The sequence below is a fragment of the Actinospineispora spinosispora DSM 44797 genome, from assembly GCF_000429025.1.
In the GTDB taxonomy this organism is placed as follows: Bacteria; Actinomycetota; Actinomycetes; order Mycobacteriales; family Pseudonocardiaceae; genus Pseudonocardia; species Pseudonocardia spinosispora.
Map to the genome: position 1 here is coordinate 1 of NZ_AUBB01000017.1, position 21310 is coordinate 21310.

21 protein-coding genes are annotated in these 21310 nt (G+C 68.2%); 9 read left to right on the plus strand and 12 right to left on the minus strand.

Annotated elements, in window-relative coordinates; all coding sequences use genetic code 11:
- Both sucD and sucC read right to left on the minus strand, forming a co-directional pair.
- Positions 1–873 (minus strand): succinate--CoA ligase subunit alpha (gene sucD / locus G406_RS0106120; protein WP_028933160.1); only part of this gene is annotated, 873 nt, incomplete at its 3' end.
- 3 nt (positions 874–876) lie between these two features.
- Positions 877–2049: an ADP-forming succinate--CoA ligase subunit beta gene (gene sucC, locus G406_RS0106125; RefSeq protein ID WP_028933161.1), complete on the minus strand. Its 1173-nt coding sequence runs from the start codon at positions 2047–2049 to the stop codon at positions 877–879.
- 146 nt (positions 2050–2195) lie between these two features.
- Here sucC and G406_RS0106130 point away from each other — a divergent pair, with 146 nt between their 5' ends.
- Positions 2196–3548 carry an MFS transporter gene (locus G406_RS0106130; protein ID WP_028933162.1) on the plus strand — a complete coding sequence of 451 codons (1353 nt, stop codon included), beginning with the start codon at positions 2196–2198 and terminating at the stop codon, positions 3546–3548.
- Positions 3549–3601: 53 nt separating this feature from the next.
- Here G406_RS0106130 and G406_RS44890 read toward each other — a convergent pair whose 3' ends face one another.
- Positions 3602–4324: a GntR family transcriptional regulator gene (locus G406_RS44890; protein ID WP_051341712.1), complete on the minus strand. Its 723-nt coding sequence runs from the start codon at positions 4322–4324 to the stop codon at positions 3602–3604.
- 268 nt (positions 4325–4592) lie between these two features.
- Between G406_RS44890 and G406_RS0106140 the strand changes: the two genes are divergently transcribed.
- The 4 genes from G406_RS0106140 to G406_RS0106155 are packed head-to-tail and all read left to right on the plus strand — an operon-like array spanning position 4593 to position 8420.
- Complete coding sequence (locus G406_RS0106140; protein WP_169736628.1) at positions 4593–5846, plus strand: NAD(P)/FAD-dependent oxidoreductase; 1254 nt, start codon at positions 4593–4595, stop codon at positions 5844–5846.
- Between the two features lie 17 nt (positions 5847–5863).
- Entirely contained in the window at positions 5864–6796 is a 933-nt protein-coding gene (locus G406_RS0106145) for an ABC transporter substrate-binding protein (protein WP_084215808.1), read from the plus strand.
- Positions 6793–7653 carry an amino acid ABC transporter permease gene (locus tag G406_RS0106150; RefSeq protein ID WP_028933165.1) on the plus strand — a complete coding sequence of 287 codons (861 nt, stop codon included), beginning with the start codon at positions 6793–6795 and terminating at the stop codon, positions 7651–7653. Before G406_RS0106145 ends, G406_RS0106150 begins: the two co-directional genes overlap by 4 nt.
- A 20-nt stretch (positions 7654–7673) precedes the next feature.
- Positions 7674–8420 (plus strand): amino acid ABC transporter ATP-binding protein, encoded by a 747-nt coding sequence (locus tag G406_RS0106155; RefSeq protein ID WP_037075483.1) that lies wholly within the window; start codon positions 7674–7676, stop codon positions 8418–8420.
- Here the strand turns inward: G406_RS0106155 and G406_RS44895 are convergent.
- Positions 8400–9011, minus strand: a complete 612-nt coding sequence (locus tag G406_RS44895) for a helix-turn-helix domain-containing protein (RefSeq protein ID WP_051341713.1) — start codon at positions 9009–9011, stop codon at positions 8400–8402. The two genes, G406_RS0106155 and G406_RS44895, sit on opposite strands and share 21 nt — an antisense overlap.
- Before the next feature lie 133 nt (positions 9012–9144).
- On the opposite strand from G406_RS44895, the gene G406_RS0106165 reads away from it, so the two are divergent.
- Positions 9145–10050 (plus strand): NAD(P)/FAD-dependent oxidoreductase, encoded by a 906-nt coding sequence (locus G406_RS0106165; protein ID WP_245607042.1) that lies wholly within the window; start codon positions 9145–9147, stop codon positions 10048–10050.
- A gap of 49 nt (positions 10051–10099) precedes the next feature.
- On the opposite strand, the gene G406_RS0106170 is transcribed toward G406_RS0106165, so the two are convergent.
- The 3 genes from G406_RS0106170 to G406_RS0106180 are packed head-to-tail and all read right to left on the minus strand — an operon-like array spanning position 10100 to position 14469.
- Positions 10100–11632, minus strand: coding sequence for a UxaA family hydrolase (locus tag G406_RS0106170; protein ID WP_028933168.1), 1533 nt, complete (start codon positions 11630–11632; stop codon positions 10100–10102).
- Positions 11629–13362, minus strand: coding sequence for an IlvD/Edd family dehydratase (locus G406_RS0106175; protein ID WP_028933169.1), 1734 nt, complete (start codon positions 13360–13362; stop codon positions 11629–11631). Before G406_RS0106175 ends, G406_RS0106170 begins: the two co-directional genes overlap by 4 nt.
- Before the next feature lie 36 nt (positions 13363–13398).
- A complete protein-coding gene (locus G406_RS0106180) occupies positions 13399–14469 on the minus strand; it encodes a malate/lactate/ureidoglycolate dehydrogenase (RefSeq protein WP_084215837.1) in 1071 nt (356 codons plus the stop codon).
- An 81-nt stretch (positions 14470–14550) separates the two neighbouring features.
- On the opposite strand from G406_RS0106180, the gene G406_RS0106185 reads away from it, so the two are divergent.
- On the plus strand, positions 14551–15057 hold the full coding sequence (locus G406_RS0106185) for a DinB family protein (RefSeq protein ID WP_028933171.1): 507 nt from the start codon (positions 14551–14553) through the stop codon (positions 15055–15057).
- Positions 15058–15111: 54 nt separating this feature from the next.
- On the opposite strand, the gene G406_RS0106190 is transcribed toward G406_RS0106185, so the two are convergent.
- Positions 15112–15519 (minus strand): MarR family winged helix-turn-helix transcriptional regulator, encoded by a 408-nt coding sequence (locus tag G406_RS0106190; protein ID WP_037075416.1) that lies wholly within the window; start codon positions 15517–15519, stop codon positions 15112–15114.
- Positions 15520–15657: 138 nt separating this feature from the next.
- On the opposite strand from G406_RS0106190, the gene G406_RS59290 reads away from it, so the two are divergent.
- Positions 15658–15780 (plus strand): hypothetical protein, encoded by a 123-nt coding sequence (locus tag G406_RS59290; protein WP_281172399.1) that lies wholly within the window; start codon positions 15658–15660, stop codon positions 15778–15780.
- Between the two features lie 66 nt (positions 15781–15846).
- Here G406_RS59290 and G406_RS0106200 read toward each other — a convergent pair whose 3' ends face one another.
- The 4 genes from G406_RS0106200 to G406_RS0106215 form a co-directional block, all read right to left on the minus strand.
- The gene (locus tag G406_RS0106200; protein ID WP_028933173.1) at positions 15847–16620 is read right to left on the minus strand and encodes an SDR family oxidoreductase; all 774 of its coding nucleotides are present in this window, start codon (positions 16618–16620) and stop codon (positions 15847–15849) included.
- A 39-nt stretch (positions 16621–16659) separates the two neighbouring features.
- On the minus strand, positions 16660–18045 hold the full coding sequence (locus G406_RS0106205) for an MFS transporter (protein ID WP_028933174.1): 1386 nt from the start codon (positions 18043–18045) through the stop codon (positions 16660–16662).
- Between the two features lie 162 nt (positions 18046–18207).
- Positions 18208–18549: an MmcQ/YjbR family DNA-binding protein gene (locus G406_RS0106210; RefSeq protein ID WP_028933175.1), complete on the minus strand. Its 342-nt coding sequence runs from the start codon at positions 18547–18549 to the stop codon at positions 18208–18210.
- 44 nt (positions 18550–18593) lie between these two features.
- Positions 18594–20300, minus strand: coding sequence for a GMC oxidoreductase (locus G406_RS0106215; RefSeq protein ID WP_028933176.1), 1707 nt, complete (start codon positions 20298–20300; stop codon positions 18594–18596).
- 202 nt (positions 20301–20502) lie between these two features.
- On the opposite strand from G406_RS0106215, the gene G406_RS0106220 reads away from it, so the two are divergent.
- A complete protein-coding gene (locus G406_RS0106220; protein ID WP_028933177.1) occupies positions 20503–21273 on the plus strand; it encodes an SDR family NAD(P)-dependent oxidoreductase in 771 nt (256 codons plus the stop codon).
- Positions 21274–21310 lie beyond the last annotated feature (37 nt).

Genomic DNA, 21310 nt, shown 5'->3' on the forward strand with positions numbered 1-21310 from the left:
GATCTCGCGCATGAGGTCGGCGGTTTCGCTGGGTGTTTTGCCGACCTTGACTCCTGCTGCTTCGAGTGCTTCTTTCTTGGCTTGTGCGGTGCCCGCTGAGCCGGAGACGATGGCGCCGGCGTGGCCCATGGTCTTGCCTTCGGGGGCGGTGAACCCGGCGACGTAGCCGACGACGGGTTTGGTGACGTTGGCCTTGATGAAGTCCGCGGCGCGTTCTTCGGCGTCGCCGCCGATCTCACCGATCATCACGATGGCCTCGGTGTCGGGGTCGGCCTCGAACGCCTGCAGGGCGTCGATGTGGGTGGTCCCGATGACCGGGTCCCCGCCGATGCCGATCGCGGTGGAGAAACCGAAGTCCCGCAGCTCGTACATCATCTGGTAGGTCAACGTCCCGGACTTCGACACCAACCCGATCTTGCCCGCTCCGGCGATGTCGGCCGGGATGATCCCGGCGTTGGACTCACCGGGGGAGATGATGCCTGGACAGTTCGGGCCGATGATCCGGGTCTGGTTGCCCTTCGCGCACGCATGCGCCCAGAAATAGGCGCTGTCGTGCACCGGAATGCCCTCGGTGATCACCACGGCCAGGGGGATCTGGGCGTCGATGGCCTCGATGACCGCGTCCTTGGCGAACTTCGGCGGCACGAACACGACGCTGACGTCGGCTCCGGTTTCCTTCATGGCCTCTTCGACGGTACCGAACACCGTCAGGTCCTTACCGCCGATCGTGACGCTCTGCCCGGCCTTGCGGGCGTTGACCCCGCCGACGATGTTGGTGCCCGCGGCGAGCATCTTGGTGGTGTGTTTGGTGCCCTCACCACCGGTGATGCCCTGCACGATGACCTTGCTGCTGCTGTTCAAAAAAATCGACATGGTTCAGGCCCCCGCTGCCGCGAGCTCGGCGGCCTTGTCGGCCGCGTTGTCCATTGTGTCCACCTGGGTCACCAGCGGGTGGTTCGCCTCGTCCAGAATCCGCCGGCCCTCGAGCACGTTGTTGCCATCCAGACGCACCACCAACGGCTTCGTCGCACTGTCACCCAAAATCTTGAGCGCCTCCACGATGCCGGTCGCGACCGCGTCACACGCGGTGATCCCACCGAACACGTTCACGAACACCGACTTGACGTCCGGATCCCCCAGGATCACATCCAGCCCGTCGGCCATCACCTGCGCCGACGCGCCACCACCGATGTCCAGGAAGTTCGCCGGCTTCACATTCCCGTGCTTCTCCCCGGCGTAGGCCACCACATCCAGGGTGGACATGACCAGACCGGCACCGTTACCGATGATCCCGACCTGACCATCATCGAGCTTCACATAGTTCAAACCCTTGGCCTTGGCCTTCGCCTCCAAGGGGTTCTCGGTGCGCTCATCGACCAACGCGGCATGATCGGGGTGACGGAAATCGGCGTTCTCGTCCAGGGTGACCTTGCCGTCCAACGCGATCACATTATCCGCGGGATCGCGGACCAGCGGGTTGACCTCGACCAGCGTGGCGTCCTCACCGACGAAGGTCTCCCACAACTTCACGATCACCGACGCGGCCTTGTCCGCCACCTCGGCCGGATACTTCGCCGCCGCCACGATCTCATCAGCCTTGGCCTTGTCCACCCCGGCGATCGCATCGATCGGAACCCGAGCCAACGCCTCCGGCCGCTCCACCGCCAGCTGCTCGATCTCCATACCACCCTCAGCACTGGCCATCGCCAGGAAAGTACGGTTCGACCGATCCAACAAGAACGAGAAGTAATACTCCTCAGCGATATCCGAAGCCTCGGTCACCAACACCTGATGCACCGTGTGACCCTTGATATCCATACCCAGGATCGCCCCAGCCTTCTCCTGGGCCTCACCCGCATCCTTCGCCAGCTTCACACCACCGGCCTTACCCCGCCCACCAGTCTTCACCTGGGCCTTCACCACCACAGCCGTACCAATCTCGGACGCGGCAGCCGCCGCATCCTCGGCCGTGGTGACGGTGCGACCCGGCAGCACCGGGACGCCGCGCGTCTCGAAGAGTGTCCGTGCCTGATATTCGAAGAGGTCCACTCGTGTCTCCCGTCGGGGTGGTGGAAGCACGACTGTATACAGTATGGAGTCAACCGTCCAGAGGTTTGGCTGTGATGTAGACAGTATGCAGTATGTGGAGTTACTGTGGCCTGTATCACTCAACGGGCAGCTCCAGGGGAGTCGTGATGTCGGGAACCGAGGACGCCGGACGCGAGGTCCGGGATTGCTACGGGCGCCTGTACTTCCTGCGCCACAGCGCCGCCGACCGGGTCGGGCGGGAGTCCTCGCCCTGGTTGACCTGGCCGCCGATGGCCGCTGTCGGGCTACTCCAGTACGGCTTCGGCGCGATCGCGCCCGCGCTGATGGCCGCGCGCGGATGGTCACTGACCACGGTCTTCTCACTTCTCGCCGTGTGGGTGGTCTGCCAGGCGGGGGTCGGTTTCCCGGTGGCATTCCTTCGTGAGCGTCGTGGGCTCGGACCGCGCGCGGTGATGCTCCTGGCAGCGGTCCTGTCCGCGGCGGGGCCTCTCGCGCTCGCACACAGCTCCGGCTACGCGGGTGCACTGATCGGCTACTCGATACTCGGTGGCGCCGGAGCCGGCTTCGTGTACGGGACCTGCACGTCGACGCTGACGAAGTGGTACCCGGAGCGGTCGAACGGGAAGGTCAGCGCGATCACCGGGGTGTTCGCCTACGCGTCGGCGCCGTTCGCCGCTGCCGCCGTCCTGAGACTGGATGCGGCCTGGCTGACGATGGCCCTGGACGCGGCGGCGATATTGATCCTGCTGGTCATCGCCGGCTTCGGCGCGTTCTTCAGAGACCCGCCCGCGCGCTGGTGGCCCGCTGACGTCGACCCGCGCGCATGGGCGCTGAGCACCGGTCCCGGTCGTCGCGCGAACGCACCGGCGGTGCGCCAGTTCTCGGCGGCGCAGGCGCTACGCACCGGCGCTCTTCCGGTGATGTACCTGATCGGCATCGGTGCGGGCGCGGTGTCGCTGCTCGACGCCGCGTTCCTCGTGGTGTTCATGGCGGATCTGGGAGCGGCGACGTCGGTGATTGCGGTGACGGTCGCGCTCCTGCTCGGCCTGAACGGGCTGGGGCGCGCCGCGTCGATCCGCATCTCCGACCGATGGGGGCGGCGACGCACCCTCAAGTACGTACTGATGGTGCAGACCCTCGGGCAGCTGCTCCTCGCCATGGCCGCGATGTCCGGCTCGACGGGCATGCTGGTGGTCGCCTCGGCGGTCGCGGGCTGCGGCGGTGGCGCCTTCTACCCGCTCGTGGCCAGTCTCGTACGGGACTATTTCGGCCATCAGAACGCGCTGGAGGTGCACGCACTCGTCTACAGCGCGAAGGCGTTCGCCGGGGTTCTCGGTGTGGGTGTCACGGCCTTCGCCATGACCTGGTGGACCTATCCGAGCCTGTTCCTGGTGGCGGGGTGCGTGTCGCTGACCGCGGTCGTCGGTATCGCCAGCCTGCAACGCCCGGGCCTGCCTGCCACGTTGCCGAGCCACGGCGCCGGACGCCTCGCGGGCTGACCAGGCGCGAGCCGAGCCCGCGAGTCGGGACGAATGTCCCGACTCGCGGGTGTTCAGGACGAGACGGCGTCGACGATGGCCGAGCTCTCGGTGTCGGCGGTGCGGTCGTGGTAGGCGCGGCGGGTCTGCTCGGTGTGGAAGCGCATGATCTCCGTGGCCTTCTCCGGGTCGTGCGCGGCGATGGCCTCGATCAGCTGCTCGTGCTCCACCCAGGACTGGCGACCTCGATGGCGGGCCACCGGCGCGTAGTACCAGCGGACCCTTCGGTCGACCTGCTCGGACAGCTCGACGAGTACCTGGTTGCCGGAGCTGCGAGTGATGGCCGCGTGCAGGCTCGCGTTGGCCTCGACCAAGCTGTTCAGGTCGTCGGACTCGAGCGCGGCCATGCCCTGCGCGTACAGCTCGCGGAGCCGCGCAAGGTCGGCATCGGTCGCGTTGAGGGCGGCGAGCCGCGCCGATTCGGTCTCCAGCATCGTGCGCACCGCCAGCAGCTGGTCGGCCTCCTCGACGGTGGGCGCGTGCACGAAGGCGCCGAACCCCGGCCGCAGCTCGACCCACCCGTCGTTCTTGAGCCATTGGAGAGCCTCGCGGACCGGCTGCCGCGATACGCCGAGCATGACGGCCAGCTCGTTCTCGACCAGGTGCTGGCCCGGCTGCAGGCTGCGCTCGACGATCATGTCCAGGATCGCCTCGTACACGCTCTGGCGCAGCGGGACCGGACGCGCGATCTGGCGAGCGGACTGGCCGGTGGCCGTCGTGGATGCTGGCTGGGGCACGGTGGAGCGTCTCCGTCCGAGGTCAGAAGCTGGGATGCTGCCTACAAAATACCGTATTCGCGGCGTCGAACCTCTCCTCTGAGGTCATCTCCACCGCTTCGAGCCATACCTGTTCGCTACATACTGTAGACAGTCTACCGGAACGCCACCGAGGCGCCGTGGACAAACTACGCGCAAGTTTCCCGTGGCGAGGCGTCTGACGGTGTGATCTGGTGTGCGATACCCACCCGATCGTGGCGGCCGGGTGCCGGCAGGGAGGAACGTCGCCGTGGCAGAGGTAGCCGATGGACCGCCCAGCAGCGCTCAGGCAGTCGTGGTGGGGGCCGGGGTCGTCGGTGCCGCGATCGCCTTCAACCTGGCACGTCTCGGCCTGACGGACGTCGTCGTGCTGGACAAGGGCACGGTCGCGGGGCAGGCATCCGGCCGGTCGGGTGCGCTGGTACGCACCCACTACACCAACGTCGACGAAGCGAGGATCGCGCTCGCCGCGCTGGGCTGGTTCGAACACTGGGCTGACCGGGTCGGCGGTACCTGCGGGTTCGCGGCGACCGGCTTCCTGCAGATGGTCGCCGCCCAGGACCACTCCACACTCCGGAGCAACGTCGAGCAACTGCGCGGCATCGGAGTGGACACGACGTTGGTGAACGCGGACGAGATCCGAAGGCTCCAGCCGCACATGGTGGTCGAGGACGACGCAGTCGCCGCGTACGAGCCGCGCGGCGGCTACGCCGACCCGGTCGCCACCACGGTCGGTCTCGCCGAGGCCGCCCGCCGCCTCGGCGCCACGGTGTTCGAGCAGGTCGAGGTCACCGGGCTGGCTGTCGCGCACGATCGGGTCCGGGGCGTCCACACCTCACACGGCACGATCGAGGCACCAATCGTCGTAGTGGCCAACGGCGCCTGGTGCACCGGGCTGCTCGCGCCACTGGGAATCGAGCTGCAGATCGAGACGGCGCGCGCACAGGTCAGCTTCTTCGCGCGGCCCGCCGAGCTGCCGACCGGACCCGACGGACATCTGACGATCATCGACCGCACCAACGGCTGCTACCTGCGTCCGGCGGGGGATCGGCACACGCTCGTCGGGCTCAGCGCGTTCCGTCGACCACTCGACGACCTCGACGGGTACGACGAGTCCGACGAGCCGGAGTTCACCGAACTGGCCAGGCGACAGGCCGCACGGCGACTGCCGGGGTTGGCCGACGCACCGCGAGCAAGCGGGCACGCCGGTCCGCTCGACATCACGCCCGACCGTCGGATGGTGCTGGGCTCGGCACCGGGGACCGAGGGCCTGTACCTCGCGGTCGGAATGAGCGGCGGTGGCTTCAAGAAGGCACCCGCGATCGGGGCGTGCCTGGCCGAGCTGATCGTCCACGGCAAGGCCGCCACCGCGCCGATCGAGCCCTTCCGGTTCTCGCGGTTCGCCGAGGGTCAGCCGCTGACCGGGGCGGACTACTCACTGCCCGCCGACGGCGTCGACCCCCGCCGTCGCGCGGCACTGCAGCACCAGGGACTCATCCACTAGCCGATACGGATTCCGCCATGCCGATACGAGCTCTTCCCCGGACTCCCGACACGTCCTCGGCGCACGGCTGGCGGGTGCGGTTACCTGTGGTGTTCCTGATACTGCTCGCCGCCCTCGCCGGGTGCGCGGACAGCGCCGCGACCAACGCCGACGTCGAGGTCATCAGAGCGCGGCCGGCACCCTCGGTCGAACAGCTGATCCCGCCAGCGGTCCGGGCGCGGGGCACGCTCAACGCGGTCATGAGCATCGGCAACGCGCCGTTGCACTACCCGACCCCGGACGGGTCAGGTGACATGCTCGGGGTCGACCCGGACCTGGCCAAGGCACTGGGCGACGTGATGGGCCTGCACGTCAACGTCGTGGGGGTGACGTTCGACCAGATCGTCCCCGGCCTGCAGAGCGGCCGGTACGACCTCGCGGTGAGCCAGATGGGTCTGACCCCGGAGCGGCTCAAGGTGCTCGACTTCGTCGACTACTTCAACTCGGGAACCGGGCTGGGGGTCCGGGCGGGCAACCCACTGCACATCACCGTCTCGTCGATGTGCGGCCGCGGGATCGCGGTGTCCAACGGCTCCATCCAGCAGGCCTCCTACCTGCCGAAACTGTCCGCCGCATGCCTCAGGGACGGCAAACCCCCGGTGCAGGTGCACAGCTTCCCCGACCAGCAGAAAGGAGTCCTGGCACTGGTGAGCGGACGGATCGACGGCGTCTTCGTCGACCTGCCGGTGATCCGGTACGCGGCCAAGAACGTGCCGGACATCGAGGTGTCGGACACCTACGAGGCGAACACCCCGGTCGCGATCGGTCTGGCGAAGGGCAGCCCGCTGGCACCGGCGGTCTCGGCCGCGCTCACGGAACTGGACCGCGACCAGGTCTACCGCCGGATCCTGACCAAATGGGCGGTACAGGACAACGCAATCAACACCTTCACGATCAGGACGGCGCCATGACCGCAGCGAGCTCGACAACGGAGTCGGCCGCACCCGTGACACTGCGGGTGATTCCCCGACGCAGGCCCTACCTCTGGTTCATCTATGCGCTACTCGCGGTGATCGCCGCCGCCGCCCTGTATTCGGCGGCGGTCAACGAACGGTTCGGCTGGGCCGTCGTCGGGCAGTACCTGTTCTCCGGCGCGATCCTGAAGGGATTGCTGACGACGATCGAGCTGACCGTCATCAGCATGGTCCTCGGTATCGTCCTCGGTGTCGTGCTGGCGATCATGCGGACGTCGAGCAGTGGCATCCTGAGCACGGTCGCCCGGCTCTACGTCTGGTTCTTCCGTGGAACCCCGCTGCTGGTCCAGATCCTGTTCTGGTTCAACCTCGCCGCGCTCTACCCGCAGCTCGGCCTCGGCGTGCCCGGTCATGAGCTGCTGTTCTCGTTCAACGCGAACCAGATCATCAGTCCGTTCACCGCCGCGATCCTGGCGCTGTCACTGCACGAGGCGGCGTACATGGCCGAGATCGTGCGCGCCGGTGTCATCGGCGTCGACAGGTGCCAGCGACAGGCCGCGCTGGCGTTGGGCATGCGGCCCGCGCGCGTGCTGCGGCGCATCGTCCTGCCGCAGGCGATGCGCACCATCATCCCACCGACCGGGAACCAGACGATCTCCATGCTGAAGACGTCCTCGCTGGTCAGCGTGATCGCGTTGAGCGACCTGCTCTACACCGCGCAGAGCATCTACGGGATCAACTACCGGGTCGTCCCGCTGCTGATGGTCGCCAGCATCTGGTACCTCGTCGTGGTGTCGTTGCTGTCGGTCGGTCAGGGACATCTGGAGCGGCGTTTCGGGCGGGGGTCACTGTGACGAACACGGCTGTCGTGCACATGGAGGGCGTGCGTAAGCGCTTCGGCTCGGTCGAGGCCCTGCGCGGGGTCGACCTCGAGGTAGAGCGGGGAGAGGTCGTGTGCCTCATCGGCCCGTCCGGCTCCGGCAAGAGCACCCTGCTGCGCTGCATCAACCATCTGGAGACGATCGACTCGGGCCTCGTGCTGGTCAACGGTGACTTCGTCGGGTACCGGCGGAAGGGGGACACGCTGCACGAGCTGTCACCCGCCGAGGCGGCGAGCCGGCGCGCGTCGATCGGCATGGTGTTCCAGCAGTTCGACCTCTTCCCCCACATGACGGTCCTGAAGAACATCATCGAGGCGCCGGTCGGCGTGCGTGGACACTCGGTCGCGTCGGCCACCGTGCGTGCGCGTGAGCTGCTCGACCGGGTCGGGCTGAGCGACAAGGAGAACGCCTACCCGGCCGAGCTGTCCGGCGGCCAGCAGCAGCGTGTCGCGATCGCGCGGGCCCTCGCGATGGACCCGTCGCTGATGCTGTTCGACGAGCCGACCTCGGCGTTGGACCCCGAGCTGGTCGGCGAGGTGCTGACCGTCATGCGTGACCTGGCGGCGGACGGCATGACGATGGTCGTGGTGACGCACGAGATGGCGTTCGCCAGGGACGTGTCCTCGCGGGTGGTGTTCATGGACCAGGGCGAGGTGGTCGAGTCCGGGCCGCCGGGCCAGGTGTTCGGCTCACCCAGCCACGAGCGCACCAGGACGTTCCTAGCGCGCGTGCTGACCTGACGTCCCGGGGAAGTCCGAGGGATGAATCCGCTGGTCGATCCCCCGGCCGGTGCTGCTGAGCACGCTGAGGAACTCGACGGCGCGGGGTTCGGCGTTGCCGAACCAGTGGGGTACCCGGGTGTCGAACTCGGCGGCCTGCCCGGTCGTCAGCACCAGGTCCCGGTCACCGAGAACGACCCGCAGCCGGCCGTTGAGCACGGTGAGCCAGTGGTATCCCTCGTGCGAACGCTGGTCCGGTTCGGCGCCGACCGGCCCGGCCCCGAGGATGCACTTGAAGGCCTGCAGCTCACCCTCGGTCGGGCTCAGGGGCACGACGGTCATGCCGTGGCGGCTCATCGGCTTCGGGTACACACGGGGGTCCCCGGTAGGGTCCGCGTCGACCAGCTCGTCGAGTGCGACCCGGTACTCACGAGCCAGCGGCAGCAGCAGATCGAGAGTTGGTGCCCGGATGCCCGACTCGAGCCGGGACAACGTGCTCACCGATATGCCGGTGCGCACCGCCACTGCCGCCAGCGTCGTCCCGCCGCGCAGGCGCAGACCGCGCAGCCGTGGTCCGATGGCCGCCAGAACCGTGTCGTAGTCGTCGATCACCGCCGAATTGCAGTTTCCGCAAGAACGATTGTCAAGCATTCCCGGCGCGACGCACCGTGGTCCCGTTGATCAACGGCCCGAGGGGCACGACCGCGAGGAGTGACGGAAACTGAACACGACGGACTACGACGTGATGATCATCGGTGGCGGTGCCGCCGGACTGACGGCGGCGCTCTACCTGGGACGTGCCCGCAGGCGGGTACTGGTGATGGACGCCGGCTCGCCGCGCAATGCTCCGGCCGCGCACATGCACGGTTTTCTGTCCAGGGACGGGATGGCGCCCGGCTCATTCCTGGCGGAAGGACGGCGTGAGCTTCGCGGGTACGGGGTGGAGATAGGAGAGGGACGGGTCGACGGCGTCGGCCGCACCGGCGAGGACCGGTTCGAGGTACGTCTCGCCGAGCACCCGGCGGTGACCGCGCGAGCGGTGCTCGTGGCGACCGGCCTGCGCGACGAGCTCCCGGACATCGCGGGGCTGCGCGAGCGGTGGGGCAGGGACGTGGTGCACTGTCCGTACTGCCACGGCTGGGAGGTGCGCGACTCGCCGATCGCGGTACTGGGTGGGGACAACCGACCGTTCAGCCTGCACCAGGCGGCCCTGATCCGGCAGTGGTCCTCCGACGTGGTGTTCTTTCCCGATCGGATCGAGCTCGACCAGGGCGAACGCGAACGGCTCGCGGCTCGGGGCGTCCGGGTCGTCGAGGGCAAGGTCGCCCGCGTCGTCGTCGACGAGGACCGGCTGCGGGGCGTCGAGCTGGCCGACGGGCGGACGATCGAGCGGTCGGCGGTGTTCGTCGGACCGAGGTTCGTCCCGCTCGACGGCCTCCTGCGCGACCTGGGATGTGCTGTCGGCGAGAACGGCTGGGTGGTCACCGATCCGAGCGGTCGCACGAGCGTCGACGGCGTCTGGGCCGCGGGCAACGTCGTGGACGAGAGCGCCCAGGCGATCAGGGCCGCCGGTGCCGGCGCAACAGCGGGAATCGCGCTGAACCACCACCTGCTGGCCCGAGACATCGAGCACGCCGTCGCCACCCGCTAGCGACTCGTGAGTGGTACGGGCGCCCCCAGGCGCCTGTACCACTCACGAGTTACATGACGGTGCCGATGTGCCAGGGGACGAACTCCTCCTCGCCGTAGTCCATCAGCTCGCTCTTCGTCGGTTCGCCCGACGCCACAGCGAGAACGCGCTCGAAGATTTCGTTCCCGAGCTCGCTCACCGTCGTGGTGCCGTCGACGATGCCGCCGGCATTGATGTCCATGTCGTCGCGCATGTGCTCGTACAGCTCTGTGTTGGTCGCCAGCTTGAGACTCGGCACCGGTGCGCAGCCGAACGCCGAACCTCGGCCGGTGGTGAAACACACGACGTTCGCGCCGCCCGCGACGATCCCGGTGACCGAGACCGGGTCGTAGCCGGGTGTGTCCATGAAGACGAAGCCTTTGCTGGTCACCGGGGCGGCGTAGTCGACGACGTCGGTGAGGGTGGTCGTCCCGCCCTTGGCTACGGCGCCAAGCGACTTCTCCAGGATCGTGGTGAGCCCGCCCGCTTTGTTGCCTGGCGACGGGTTGTTGTCCATCGAGCCGCCGTGGCGCGCCGTGTAGTCGCGCCACCAGTCGATGCGTTCGAGCAGCTTGCGACCGACCTGCTCCGACGCGGCGCGCCGCACCAGCATGTGCTCGGTGCCGTAGATCTCGGGTGTCTCCCCGACGACCCCGGTCCCGCCGTTGCGCACCAGACGGTCGACGGCGTCGCCGAGCGCCGGGTTCGCGGTCAGTCCTGAGTACGAGTCCGAACCGCCGCAGTTCGTGCCCAGGATCAGGCTGCTGACCGGCTGCCTCGTCCGCCTGGCGCGGTCTGTCTCCGGAAGCATCTCGGTCAGCCGCGCGACACCTTCGGCCACGGTCTTCTTCGTTCCGCCGATCGCCTGGATGGTGCTGGCGAACACCGGGACGTCGGCGCGCATCGGAACGCCCTCGGTCAGCTGGGCGATCTGGTTGTCCTCGCAGCCCAGCCCGAGGACGACGAATCCGGCGAAGTTCGGGTGCGTCAGGTAGCCGCGCATCACCCTGCGCAGCACGCGGATGCCCTCACCGTCCGGTGCCATTCCGCACCCTTGGCCGTGGGTCAGTGCGACGACGCCGTCGACGTGCTCGAAGTCGTCGAGCACACCGGAGTACCGCATGCGGGCGGCGATCTGCTTGGCGGCCGTCGCGGAGCAGTTGACGCTGGTCAGAACACCCAGGTAGTTACGTGTCCCGACGGTGCCGTCGGATCGGAGGTACCCGTCGAAGGTGGCCCGCCGCGACTCCTCGAGCAGTTCCTCCACCTTCGCATCGACCGCGAACTCGTAGTCCCGTTCGAACTCGCGGTACTCCAGGTTGTGGACGTGCACGTGCTCACCGACCGCGATGTCACGACCGGCGAACCCGATGACCTGCCCGTACCTCAGCACCCGCTCGCCGGCACGCAGCTCGTGCAGCGCCACCTTGTGACCGCGCCCCACGGCCTCGCGCACGGTGAACGGACCGTCCCCCGCATCGACCTGGGCGCCCGCCGGAACGTCCGCCGCGGCGATGGCCACGTCGTCGACCGGTTGCAACCGGATGAGCCGTTGCGCACTCAATGGGACTCCCTCGGAACGTCATGACCGCTGGCTCCGACCAGGAAGTCCAGGTCGAGCCCACGATCGGCCTGCAGGACGTGCTCGGTGTACAGCCGCGTCCAGCCTCGGTCCGCGACCGGCGGTGGCGGCGTCCAGTCAGCACGACGGGCGGCGAGCTCCTCGTCGTCGACCTCCAACGTGAGACTGCGCTCCGGCACGTCGAGCGCGATCCAGTCACCGTTGCGGACGAGGGCGAGCGGGCCACCCGCCGCGGACTCGGGCGCGACGTGCAGTACCACCGTCCCGTACGCGGTTCCCGACATCCGCCCGTCGCAGATGCGCACCATGTCGGTCACACCCCGACGGAGGAGCTTGGTCGGCAGCACCACGTTCGCCACCTCCGGCATACCCGGATAGCCGCGCGGACCGCTGCCCCGGATCACCAGCACGGTGGTCTCGTCGACCGGTAGGTCCTCGTCATCCGCGACCGCGTGATAGTCCTCGACCGAGTCGAACACCAGCGCCCGGCCGCGGTGACGCAGCAGGTCCGGTGAGGCCGCGGACTGTTTGATGACCGCGCCGTCCGGCGCCAGGTTGCCGTGCAGCACGGCGGTCCCGGTTCCGGCGGGCTGGAACGGGTCGTGCAGCGCGCGGATGACGTCGCGGTTGAAGCATTCGGCGTCCGACACGTTGTCCGCCACGGTTTTCCCGGTGACGGTCACCGCCGTGCCGTGCAGCAGCTCACCCAGCTCACGCATGACGGCCGGCAGTCCTCCGGCGTAGCAGAAGTCCTCCATCAGGAACCGGCCGGACGGCTGCAGATCCAACAGGGTCGGCACGTCCCTGGCGAGGGCGTCGAAGTCCGCCAGCTCCAGCCGCACGCCGAGACGTCCGGCGATGGCGAGCAGATGGATCACCGCGTTGGTCGAGCCGCCGATCGCGGCGTTGACCCGGATGGCGTTCTCGAAGGCCTCACGCGTCATGATCCGGGACGGTCGGAGATCCTCCTCCACCATTGCGACGATCCGCTGACCGGCACGTTGAGCCGTCTCGTACCGGCGCGAGTCGGCGGCAGGCCAGGTCGCCGAGTACGGCAGCTGCATACCCAGCGCCTCGGCCATCGACGCCATCGTCGAGGCGGTGCCCATCGTCATGCAGTGACCGTTCGAGCGCGCCATGCACCCTTCGGCGAAGAAGCACTCCTCCTGCGTCATCCGGCCGGCGGCGAGCTCCTCCTCGAACCGCCACACCTGGGTGCCGGACCCGACGTCCCTGCCCTGGTACTTGCCGTTCAGCATCGGTCCGCCGGTCACCATCAGCGCGGGCAGGTCGACGCTGGACGCGGCCATGAGCAGGCCGGGCGTGGTCTTGTCACAGCCGGAGAGCAGGACCACCCCGTCGAGCGGGTTGGCGCGCATCAGCTCCTCGGCCTCCATGGCGAGGAGGTTGCGGAAGAGCATCGCGGTCGGGCGCATGAGGGTCTCACCGAGTGCCATGGCCGGGAACTCCAACGGGAACCCACCCGCCTGCCAGACGCCTCGCTTGACCGACTCGGCGACGCGGTGCAGGTGCGCGTTGCACGGCGCCAGCTCGGACCAGGTCGTGGCGATGCCGATGACCGGTCGGCCGTCGAACACCTCGCCGGTGAACCCCTGGTTGCGCATCCAGGACCGGTAGACCATGCCGGATCGTCCGCCGGCACCGAACCACGCGGCGCTGCGACGGGGCTTGGGACTGCTGTCGCTCGTCATTGAGCTGCTCGATTCTGTGGTGGGTCGTCGGTTCGGTCAGCAGGCGGTGCGTCGGATCGCCTCCCAGGTGCCGATCGGGAGCGGGATCCCCTCGGCCAGACGGCGGGCTCGCACCGCACCCTCGGGATCGCCCGGCGCGAGTACGGGCTCACCGGGGCGAGCCGGTCTCGCGGAGAGCACCCAGTCCAGGTAGTCGAGCCCGATCCGCTCGAACTCGGCCCGGGTACCCAGGTGCTCCGGTGACAGATAGATCGACAGCATGCCGTTGCTGATGCCCCGACGCTCGCCGTCGAGCGGCCCCGCGCACGGCCCGCCGGTCAACGCGCCGGCCAGTAGCTCGCACATCAGTGCGAGACCGGAACCCTTGTGCTCGCCGAAGGCCCGAATGGCACCAGTCCCGCCCGAGGTGAGCCGCAGCTCGTCGTCCCGATAGTCGCCGTAGAGCACGCGAGGGTCTCCGGTCGGGGTGCCGTCCTGGCCGATCAACGCATCGCCCGGGAGTGGCTTTCCGCCGTAGGAAGCGACCTGAACTTTGCCCTCGGCGACGTAGGAGGTGGCGAAGTCCAGTACGACCGGTCTGCCCGGCAACGGCACGCCAGCCGCGAACGGGGCCGTGGAGTACCGCCGGTCCAGTCCGCCGAAGGGAGCGACGAGCGGTGAGCCGGCCACGTTGACGAAGTGCACCGAGACGAGGCCCGCGCGGATCGCCGACTCGGCGAACCAGCCCACCCGGCCGATGTGTCCGGCGTTGCGCAGCGCGACCACGCAGGACCCGGTTCGTCGGGCACGGTCGATGCCCAGGTCGACGGCCTGCGTGGCGACCGTCTGACCGAGGCCGAGGCCACCGTCGAGCACGAGGAAAGCGCCGCCGTCCGAGACGACCTCGATGCTCCGGCCCGCGTGTACGAATCCGGAGCGGAGCCAGTCGACGTACTGGGGGACCCGCACGACTCCGTGACTGTCGTGCCCGGCGAGGTTGGCGTCGACCAGCTGGGTGGCGATCAACGTGGCCTCGTCGTCGGCGCACCCCGACGCGAGGAAGATGCTCCGCACCGTCGCGCGCAGCTCGTCGACCGACACGATGTGCACCGCCGTGTTGCTCGTCACCACTGCAGTCTCACCCGCCGGCCGGCTCCGCGCAGGCGAAACTTGCGCGCATCCCGGGTCGCGGCTCGGCAGGATGGCGCGATGACCAGCCGTCCAGAGCCACCCCTGATCGCCGGCGAACGTGCGACCCTCACCGGATTCCTCGACTTCCAGCGCGCGACGCTGGAGTGGAAGTGCTCCGGCCTCACCCCGGAGCAGCTCGCGGTGCGGGGCGTGCCACCGTCGCCGATCTCGCTGCTCGGGCTGGTGCGCCACATGTCCGACGTCGAGCGCGGCTGGTTCCGCATGTTCGCCGGCGCACCCCTCCCGACCCGGTACTACGGCCCGGACGATCCGGACGGCGACTTCGACAACGCCGTCGGCACGGCGGCGGGTGTGGACGAGGCGTTCAGCAGCTGGCGCGAGGAGATCGCTCATGCGCGTGACGTGGTCGCCGGAGCCTCACTGGACGACACCGCCGTCCGTCCCCGGGACGGTCTGGAGTTCTCACTGCGCTGGATCCTGGTGCACATGATCGAGGAGCACGCCCGTCACGCCGGCCACGCCGACTTCCTCCGGGAACGCCTCGACGGAGCGGTCGGCGAGTAGCGACCGTCCGTCCGTCTCTCCTCGCTCCGCGAGGTCGAGCTCGGGGTGGTGCGGTTACTCGGCGGGCTCGGCCAGGAGGTGTTCCAGCACCGGGGCCAGGCGGGTCAGCTCGTGGATGTGCAGCTCGCTCAGGGCCGCGATGCGGTCCTCCGCCAGCTGGGTGAGGCACAGGCGGGTGACCCGGGCGTCGTCGGTGTCCCGGCAGCGACGCAGCAGCCCAGAGCGCTCGGCGCGGTCGACCAGGCCCACCGCGCTGTGATGCCGGGTCAGCAGCCGGTCCGCGACGTCGCGGATGGTCGGACCGCGCGGGTCGGAATGGCCCTTGATGACGAGCAGCAGCTGGTGCTGGGCCGGTGTGAGGCCGGCGTCTCGTGCCTGCTCCTGGCTCCAGCTCTCGAAGCTGCGCAGCGCGGACCGGAACTCGAGAAGGTTCGTGTAGTCGCGCTGCGACAAGCCGGTCACTGCCCTGATCCTGTTCGGTCCGATGTGGCGGGGGAGCTGAGGATATCGCAGTGCTCTCAGGAACAAACCATTGCATCGTGCCACGATAGAGATCTATCGTGGAGCGATAGTTAGTTGTCGTCGAAGGAGGCCTGAACCATGTGGGAAGATCTCACGGTGGCACTGTGCGGCATCGGCTTCACCGCGGCGATCGGGATGTTACTGATCGAGCTGCCCGCGGTACTGAACCCGAAATTCACCGTCCGGCGTCGCCTGAACTGACGACCATTCGATAGCGAAGACACGGGGGAGCGGCGGCCGGTTGCCGACCGCCGCGATCCCGCGTTCCTACCAACCGGTGAAACCACCGTCCACCAGCAGATCCGTGCCGGTGCAATAGGCGGCGGCATCGCTGGCGAGGAACACAGTGGGACCCACCAGGTCGTCCGGGGTCCCCAACCGGCCCATCGGCGTCTCGTCGGCGAACCGATCGGTCTTCGTTTTCCATTCCGGCCCGGAGATCATCGGTGTGGCGATGTAACCGGGGCTGATCGAATTGACTCGGATACCGCGTAGCGCCCATTCCAGCGCAAGTGAGGTCGTGAGGTGTTTCACCCCGGCCTTGGACGTGTTGTAGTGGACCTGCCAGAGGCCGCGGTTCGCGATCGTGGCCGACATGGACGCGATGTTGATGATGGAGCCGGCACCGTGGTGGAGCATCCGGCGGGACTCGGCGCGACAGCAGTAGAAGACGCCGGTGAGGTTGACCGACATCATGCGCTGCCAGTCCGCGTCGGTCATCTCCTCCGCGCGCGCGGAATGGTTGATGCCCGCACAGTTCACCGCGATGCGCAGCGGGCCCAGCTGGCTCTCGTGGGCCTCGATCGCGGCGTCGACCTGGTCCGCATCGGTGACGTCGGCGATCAGCGTGATCGCCCGCCGTCCCGCCGTACCGATGCGGTCGATCGTCTCCGCCAGACCGGGTCGCTGCCGTTCCAGGTCCAGGCACCCGACGTCGGCTCCCGCTTCCGCGAGTCCGACCGCGAGTCGCTGACCGATCCCGCTGCCGGCTCCGGTCACCAGGGCGGTCCGTCCGGTGAGGTCGAATCTCGGTGTGCTCATCAGCATGTCCTCCCGCTCCGGCCGAGGGCCGGCGATCGTTCAGCTCGAGGTGCGCAGCCCGGGTACGGCGTGGGGGTCGGCGCGAACCGACGCGGGGTTGGTCTCGCGCAGCCCCCATGCGCATCCGACGGTCAGTAGCGACATCAACGCTACATAGACGGAGACGAACGTCGTGGCCTCCGTCTGGGCGATGATCGCCGTCATGATGAGCGGCGTGCCACCGCTGATCGTGATCGCGGCCAGCTGGTAGGCGAGCGACGCGCCCGAGTAGCGGATTCTGGGGTCGAACAGCTCGCCGAGATAGGAGGCGAGTGGACCGTAGGTCATGGACTGGAAGATGCCGCCAACCGTGACGGCGATGAAGAACAGCGCGAAACTCGCGGTGTTGACGAGCCAGAAGTAGGGGAACGCCCACAGGACCAGCGCGCCCGCGCCGACGAAGATCATGGGCTTGCGTCCGATCCGGTCGGACATCGCTCCTGCCCACAGGATGACCGGCGCGGTCACCAGGGAGCTGAGCAGCGACATCATCAGCAGAGAGCTTCGGTTCATGCCGAGCTCGGCGGTCGCGTAGCTGAGCACACCGGCGATGCTGATGTAGAACAGGCAGTTCGTCGCGCCGAGCAGTCCCGAGCCCAGTAGAATCGTGCGCCAATGGTTGCGGACCGCGTCACTCAACGGTGCCGCGACCACCTTCGGTGCGGCCCCGGCGGTCGCCTGTTTCAACTGGCGGAACTCGGGGGTGTCCTCCACCCGGGTCTGGATGTAGAGCACCACCGGGAAAAGCAGGGCGCTGCAGAAGAACGGAATTCGCCAGCCCCAGCTGAGGAATGACTCATTCGACATGACGGCTGTCGCTATGAGAAAGGAGACATTTCCGAGAATGACGCCGAACGGCACACCCATCTGCCCGAACGTGCCCGCGAAACCACGTTTCTTCGGGTCGGCCGACTCGGTGAGAAGCAGCGCGATACCGCCCCATTGGCCACCGCAGGCCAGTCCCTGGACGAACCGCAGCGCCACGAGCAGGATCGGCGCCAGCACGCCGATCGTGGACGCGCCCGGCAGGCAGCCGATGAGCAACGTGGCCGCGCCCATCGCCGCCACGCTCACCACCACCATCGGCTTGCGGCCGTAGCGGTCACCGAAGTGACCGGCCACGACGCCGCCGAGCGGCCGGGCGAGGAAGCCCGACCAGAAGGTGCTGAAGGAGAGCAGGGTGCCCATGAGCGCCGAGCTGTCCGGGAAGAACACGTGGGGGAACACCAATGCCGCGGCTGTGCCGTAGAGGAAGAAGTCGTACCACTCGATCGAGCTGCCGATGAGACCCGCCGCCAGAAGTTTTCGATGGGCGCGCCGGGCGTCCACCGCCTCGGCCGAGGTATCCGCGGTCCCCTTGTTCGGTTCCACCGTCGATGAGGCCACCAGGCTGCTCCTTTGCAATCTGTGGGCTGCGCGCTCGATGAGCAGTCCGGCCAGTGTCCGGGAGCACAGTGGACCCGTCAATCATTTGCGCGAAGCGTCGATCGCGCAGACATTTGAATTGCCGTTCTATTTTTCACGCTCGCGAATCGGGCGGAAACGTACCTACCGGTCGAGGTATTCGGCGGCGACCTTCTTCGGCACGCACATCCGCCAGGCATCGACCAGTAGCTCGTGCATCTCCGCCTCGTCGAGCCGGTCCAGCCGGCAGACCACCCAGTTGTAACGCATCTGCGACGGACGCGGCAGGGCGAACTTGTCCGGCTCGGCCGCGACCAGCCCGGCCCGTTCTTCCTTCGGGTAGGCGAAACCCATCGATTGCTCGTCCCGGGAGAACGCCGCGTAGACCAGCCTGCCGATCCTGAAGCGGACGCTGTCGGAGACCACACCCGCGGTTGTTCGGGGCAGGCTCAGCGCCAGCTCTCTGACCTGCGCCGCGGTCACCACGTCGCAAGTCTATCCAGCGGGAGGCGCGGCCGACGCGCGCTCGGCTATCCCCGCACGTCCACGATCGGCAGCCGGAGAGCCCCGGTCGCCTCCGCCGGCACCGCGGGACGGTTCGGACGGACAGGCTTCAGCCGTCGGTACTCCGAGCCGACGACGGGCCGCTGGTCCGGCTCTCCCCGGTTGGGCCAGAACGCCATGGCGCGTTCGGCCTGCGCGGTGATCGTGAGGGAGGGGTTGACCCCGAGGTTCGCCGAGATCGCGGAGCCGTCCACGACGTGCAACCCGGGATGTCCGTAGAGCCGGTGCCACGGATCGATCGCCCCGGTCTCCGGCGAGTCGCCGATCGCGCAGCCACCGATGAAATGCGCGGTCATCGGAATGTTGGCGATCTCCCCGACGGTTCCGCCGGGGATACCGTCGATCTTCTCGGCCACCCGGCGCGCGGCTTCGTTGCCTGCCGGTATCCAGGTCGGGTTCGGCTCGCCGTGTCCCTGCTTCGAGGTGAGCGAGAACCGGCCGAGTCGGGTCCGCCCGGACACCGTGATCGAGTTGTCCAGGGTCTGCATCACCAGCAGAATGATCGTGCGCTCCGACCAGTGTCGGACGGACAGCGCCGCCAGCTGTCTCGGTGAGCTGACCATCTCCCGCACCCAGCTGAAGAACCGCGGATAGGGCTTGTCGCCATCGGTCAGCGCGGTCTGCAACAGCCCCATGGCGTTGCTGCCCTTTCCGTACCGCACCGGCTCGATGTGCGTGTGCTCGTCGGGGTGGAACGACGAGGTGATGGCCACACCCTTGCTGTAGTCGACGTCGACCCGCCGTGCTTTCGCTCCCAGGATCGCCTCGGAGTTGGTCCGGGTGAGCATGCCAAGGCGCGCGGAGATTCGGGGGAGAACGCCCGAGTCGCGCATCCGGTGCAGCAGCTTCTGCGTGTTATAGGTGCCGGCGGCGAAGACGACCTGCTCCGCGGTGAAGGTGCGTCGGTTCCGCGAGCGTCGGGGTGACCTACCGGTGCGCGCGGTGTCCACCGCGTACCCGCCGTCGGACAACGACCGGACCGTCGTCACGGTCGTGAGTGGGTGGACCTCGGCGCCGTGTTGCTCGGCGAGGTACAGGTAGTTCTTGTCGAGGGTGTTCTTCGCGCCGTGCGGGCAGCCGGTCATGCACGAGCCACACCCGATGCAGGTCTGTCGGCTCGGGCCGACCCCGCCGAAGAACGGGTCGGCGACCGTGGTGCCCGGCGGCGTGTCCGGGCCACCGAAGAAGACGCCGACGGGTGTCGTGTGGAACGTGTCGCCGACGCCCATCTCGTCGGCGATCTCCTTCATGACCCGGTCGGCCTCGGTCGTCACCGGGTTGTCGGTGACGCCGAGCATGCGGGTCGCCTGGTCGTAGTAGGGAGCCAGCTCGCTGCGCCAGTCGGTGATGTGCGCCCACTGCGGGTCGGTGTAGAAGGCGTTCAGGGGCTGGTAGAGCGTGTTCGCGTACACCAGCGATCCCCCTCCGACGCCGGCCGCCGCGAGCACCACCGCGTCGCGGACCAGATGGATCCGCTGAATTCCGAAACATCCGAGCCGGGGTGCCCACAGGAACTTGCGCACATCCCAGGAGGTCTTGGGGTAGGTATCCGGGGTGAATCGGCGCCCGGCTTCCAGAATGCCGACGCGGTAGCCCTTCTCGCTGAGCCGTAGCGCGGTGACCGAGCCGCCGAAGCCGGAGCCGATGACCAGCACGTCGTAGTCGTAACCCATCACTCGCTCCGTTCGACGCGTCAGGTCACGATTCCCCGGACCTCCACCCAACCTACTCGCCAGTAGAACAGAAGTCGGGCGTGTCCGCCGGGCGCCGTTTCGAATGATCGTTTCATGGCGAGGTAACTTCTGACGTCAAGGAGACCGCTGATCGCGACACTGAGGTCGATCTCGGCTCATCGGACGCGCGGGAAGGACAGGAATGGACATCGCGGGTGCATCTGCCATCGTCACCGGAGGGGCGTCGGGGCTCGGGGAGGCGACGGCGCGCCGGCTGGCGCAACGCGGCGCCAAGGTCGTCGTCCTCGATGTGAACGAGGACGCCGGAAAGGTCATCGCCAAGGAGATCGGCGGCGACTTCGCCAAGGCCGACGTGGCCGACGAGGCGCAGGTACAGGCCGCCGTCGACGCCGCGTCGGCGATGGGACCGCTGCGGGTGCTGGTCAACGCCGCCGGTCTCGGTCGCGCCGCGCGGATCATCGGCAGGGACCTGAGCCCCATTCCGCTGGAGACCTTCGAGTTCGTCATCCGGGTCAACCTGATCGGCTCGTACAACTGCGCTCGGCTCGCCGCGTCGGCGATGGCGAAGACCGACCCGCTGGAGGACGGCACCTCGCGCGGCGCGATCCTGAACACCGCGTCGGCCGCCGCGTTCGACGGGCAGATCGGCCAGACCCCCTACTCGGCGTCGAAGGGCGGTGTCGTCGGCATGACCCTGCCGATGGCCCGCGACCTGGCCCGGCACGGTATTCGGGTCAACACGATCGCACCCGGCTTGATCGACACCCCGATCTACGGCACCGGTGAGAAGGCCGAGGCCTTCAAGGCGCAGCTCGGCCAGAGCGTCGTCTACCCGAACCGCCTCGGCCACGCCGACGAGTTCGCCTCGATGGCGGTCGAGGTGCTGACCAACGACTACATGAACGGCGAGACGATCCGCCTCGACGGCGCGATCCGGATGCCCCCGAAGTAGTCCTCCGATCGGCGGCGGTGGATCCCTGCACGGTGGA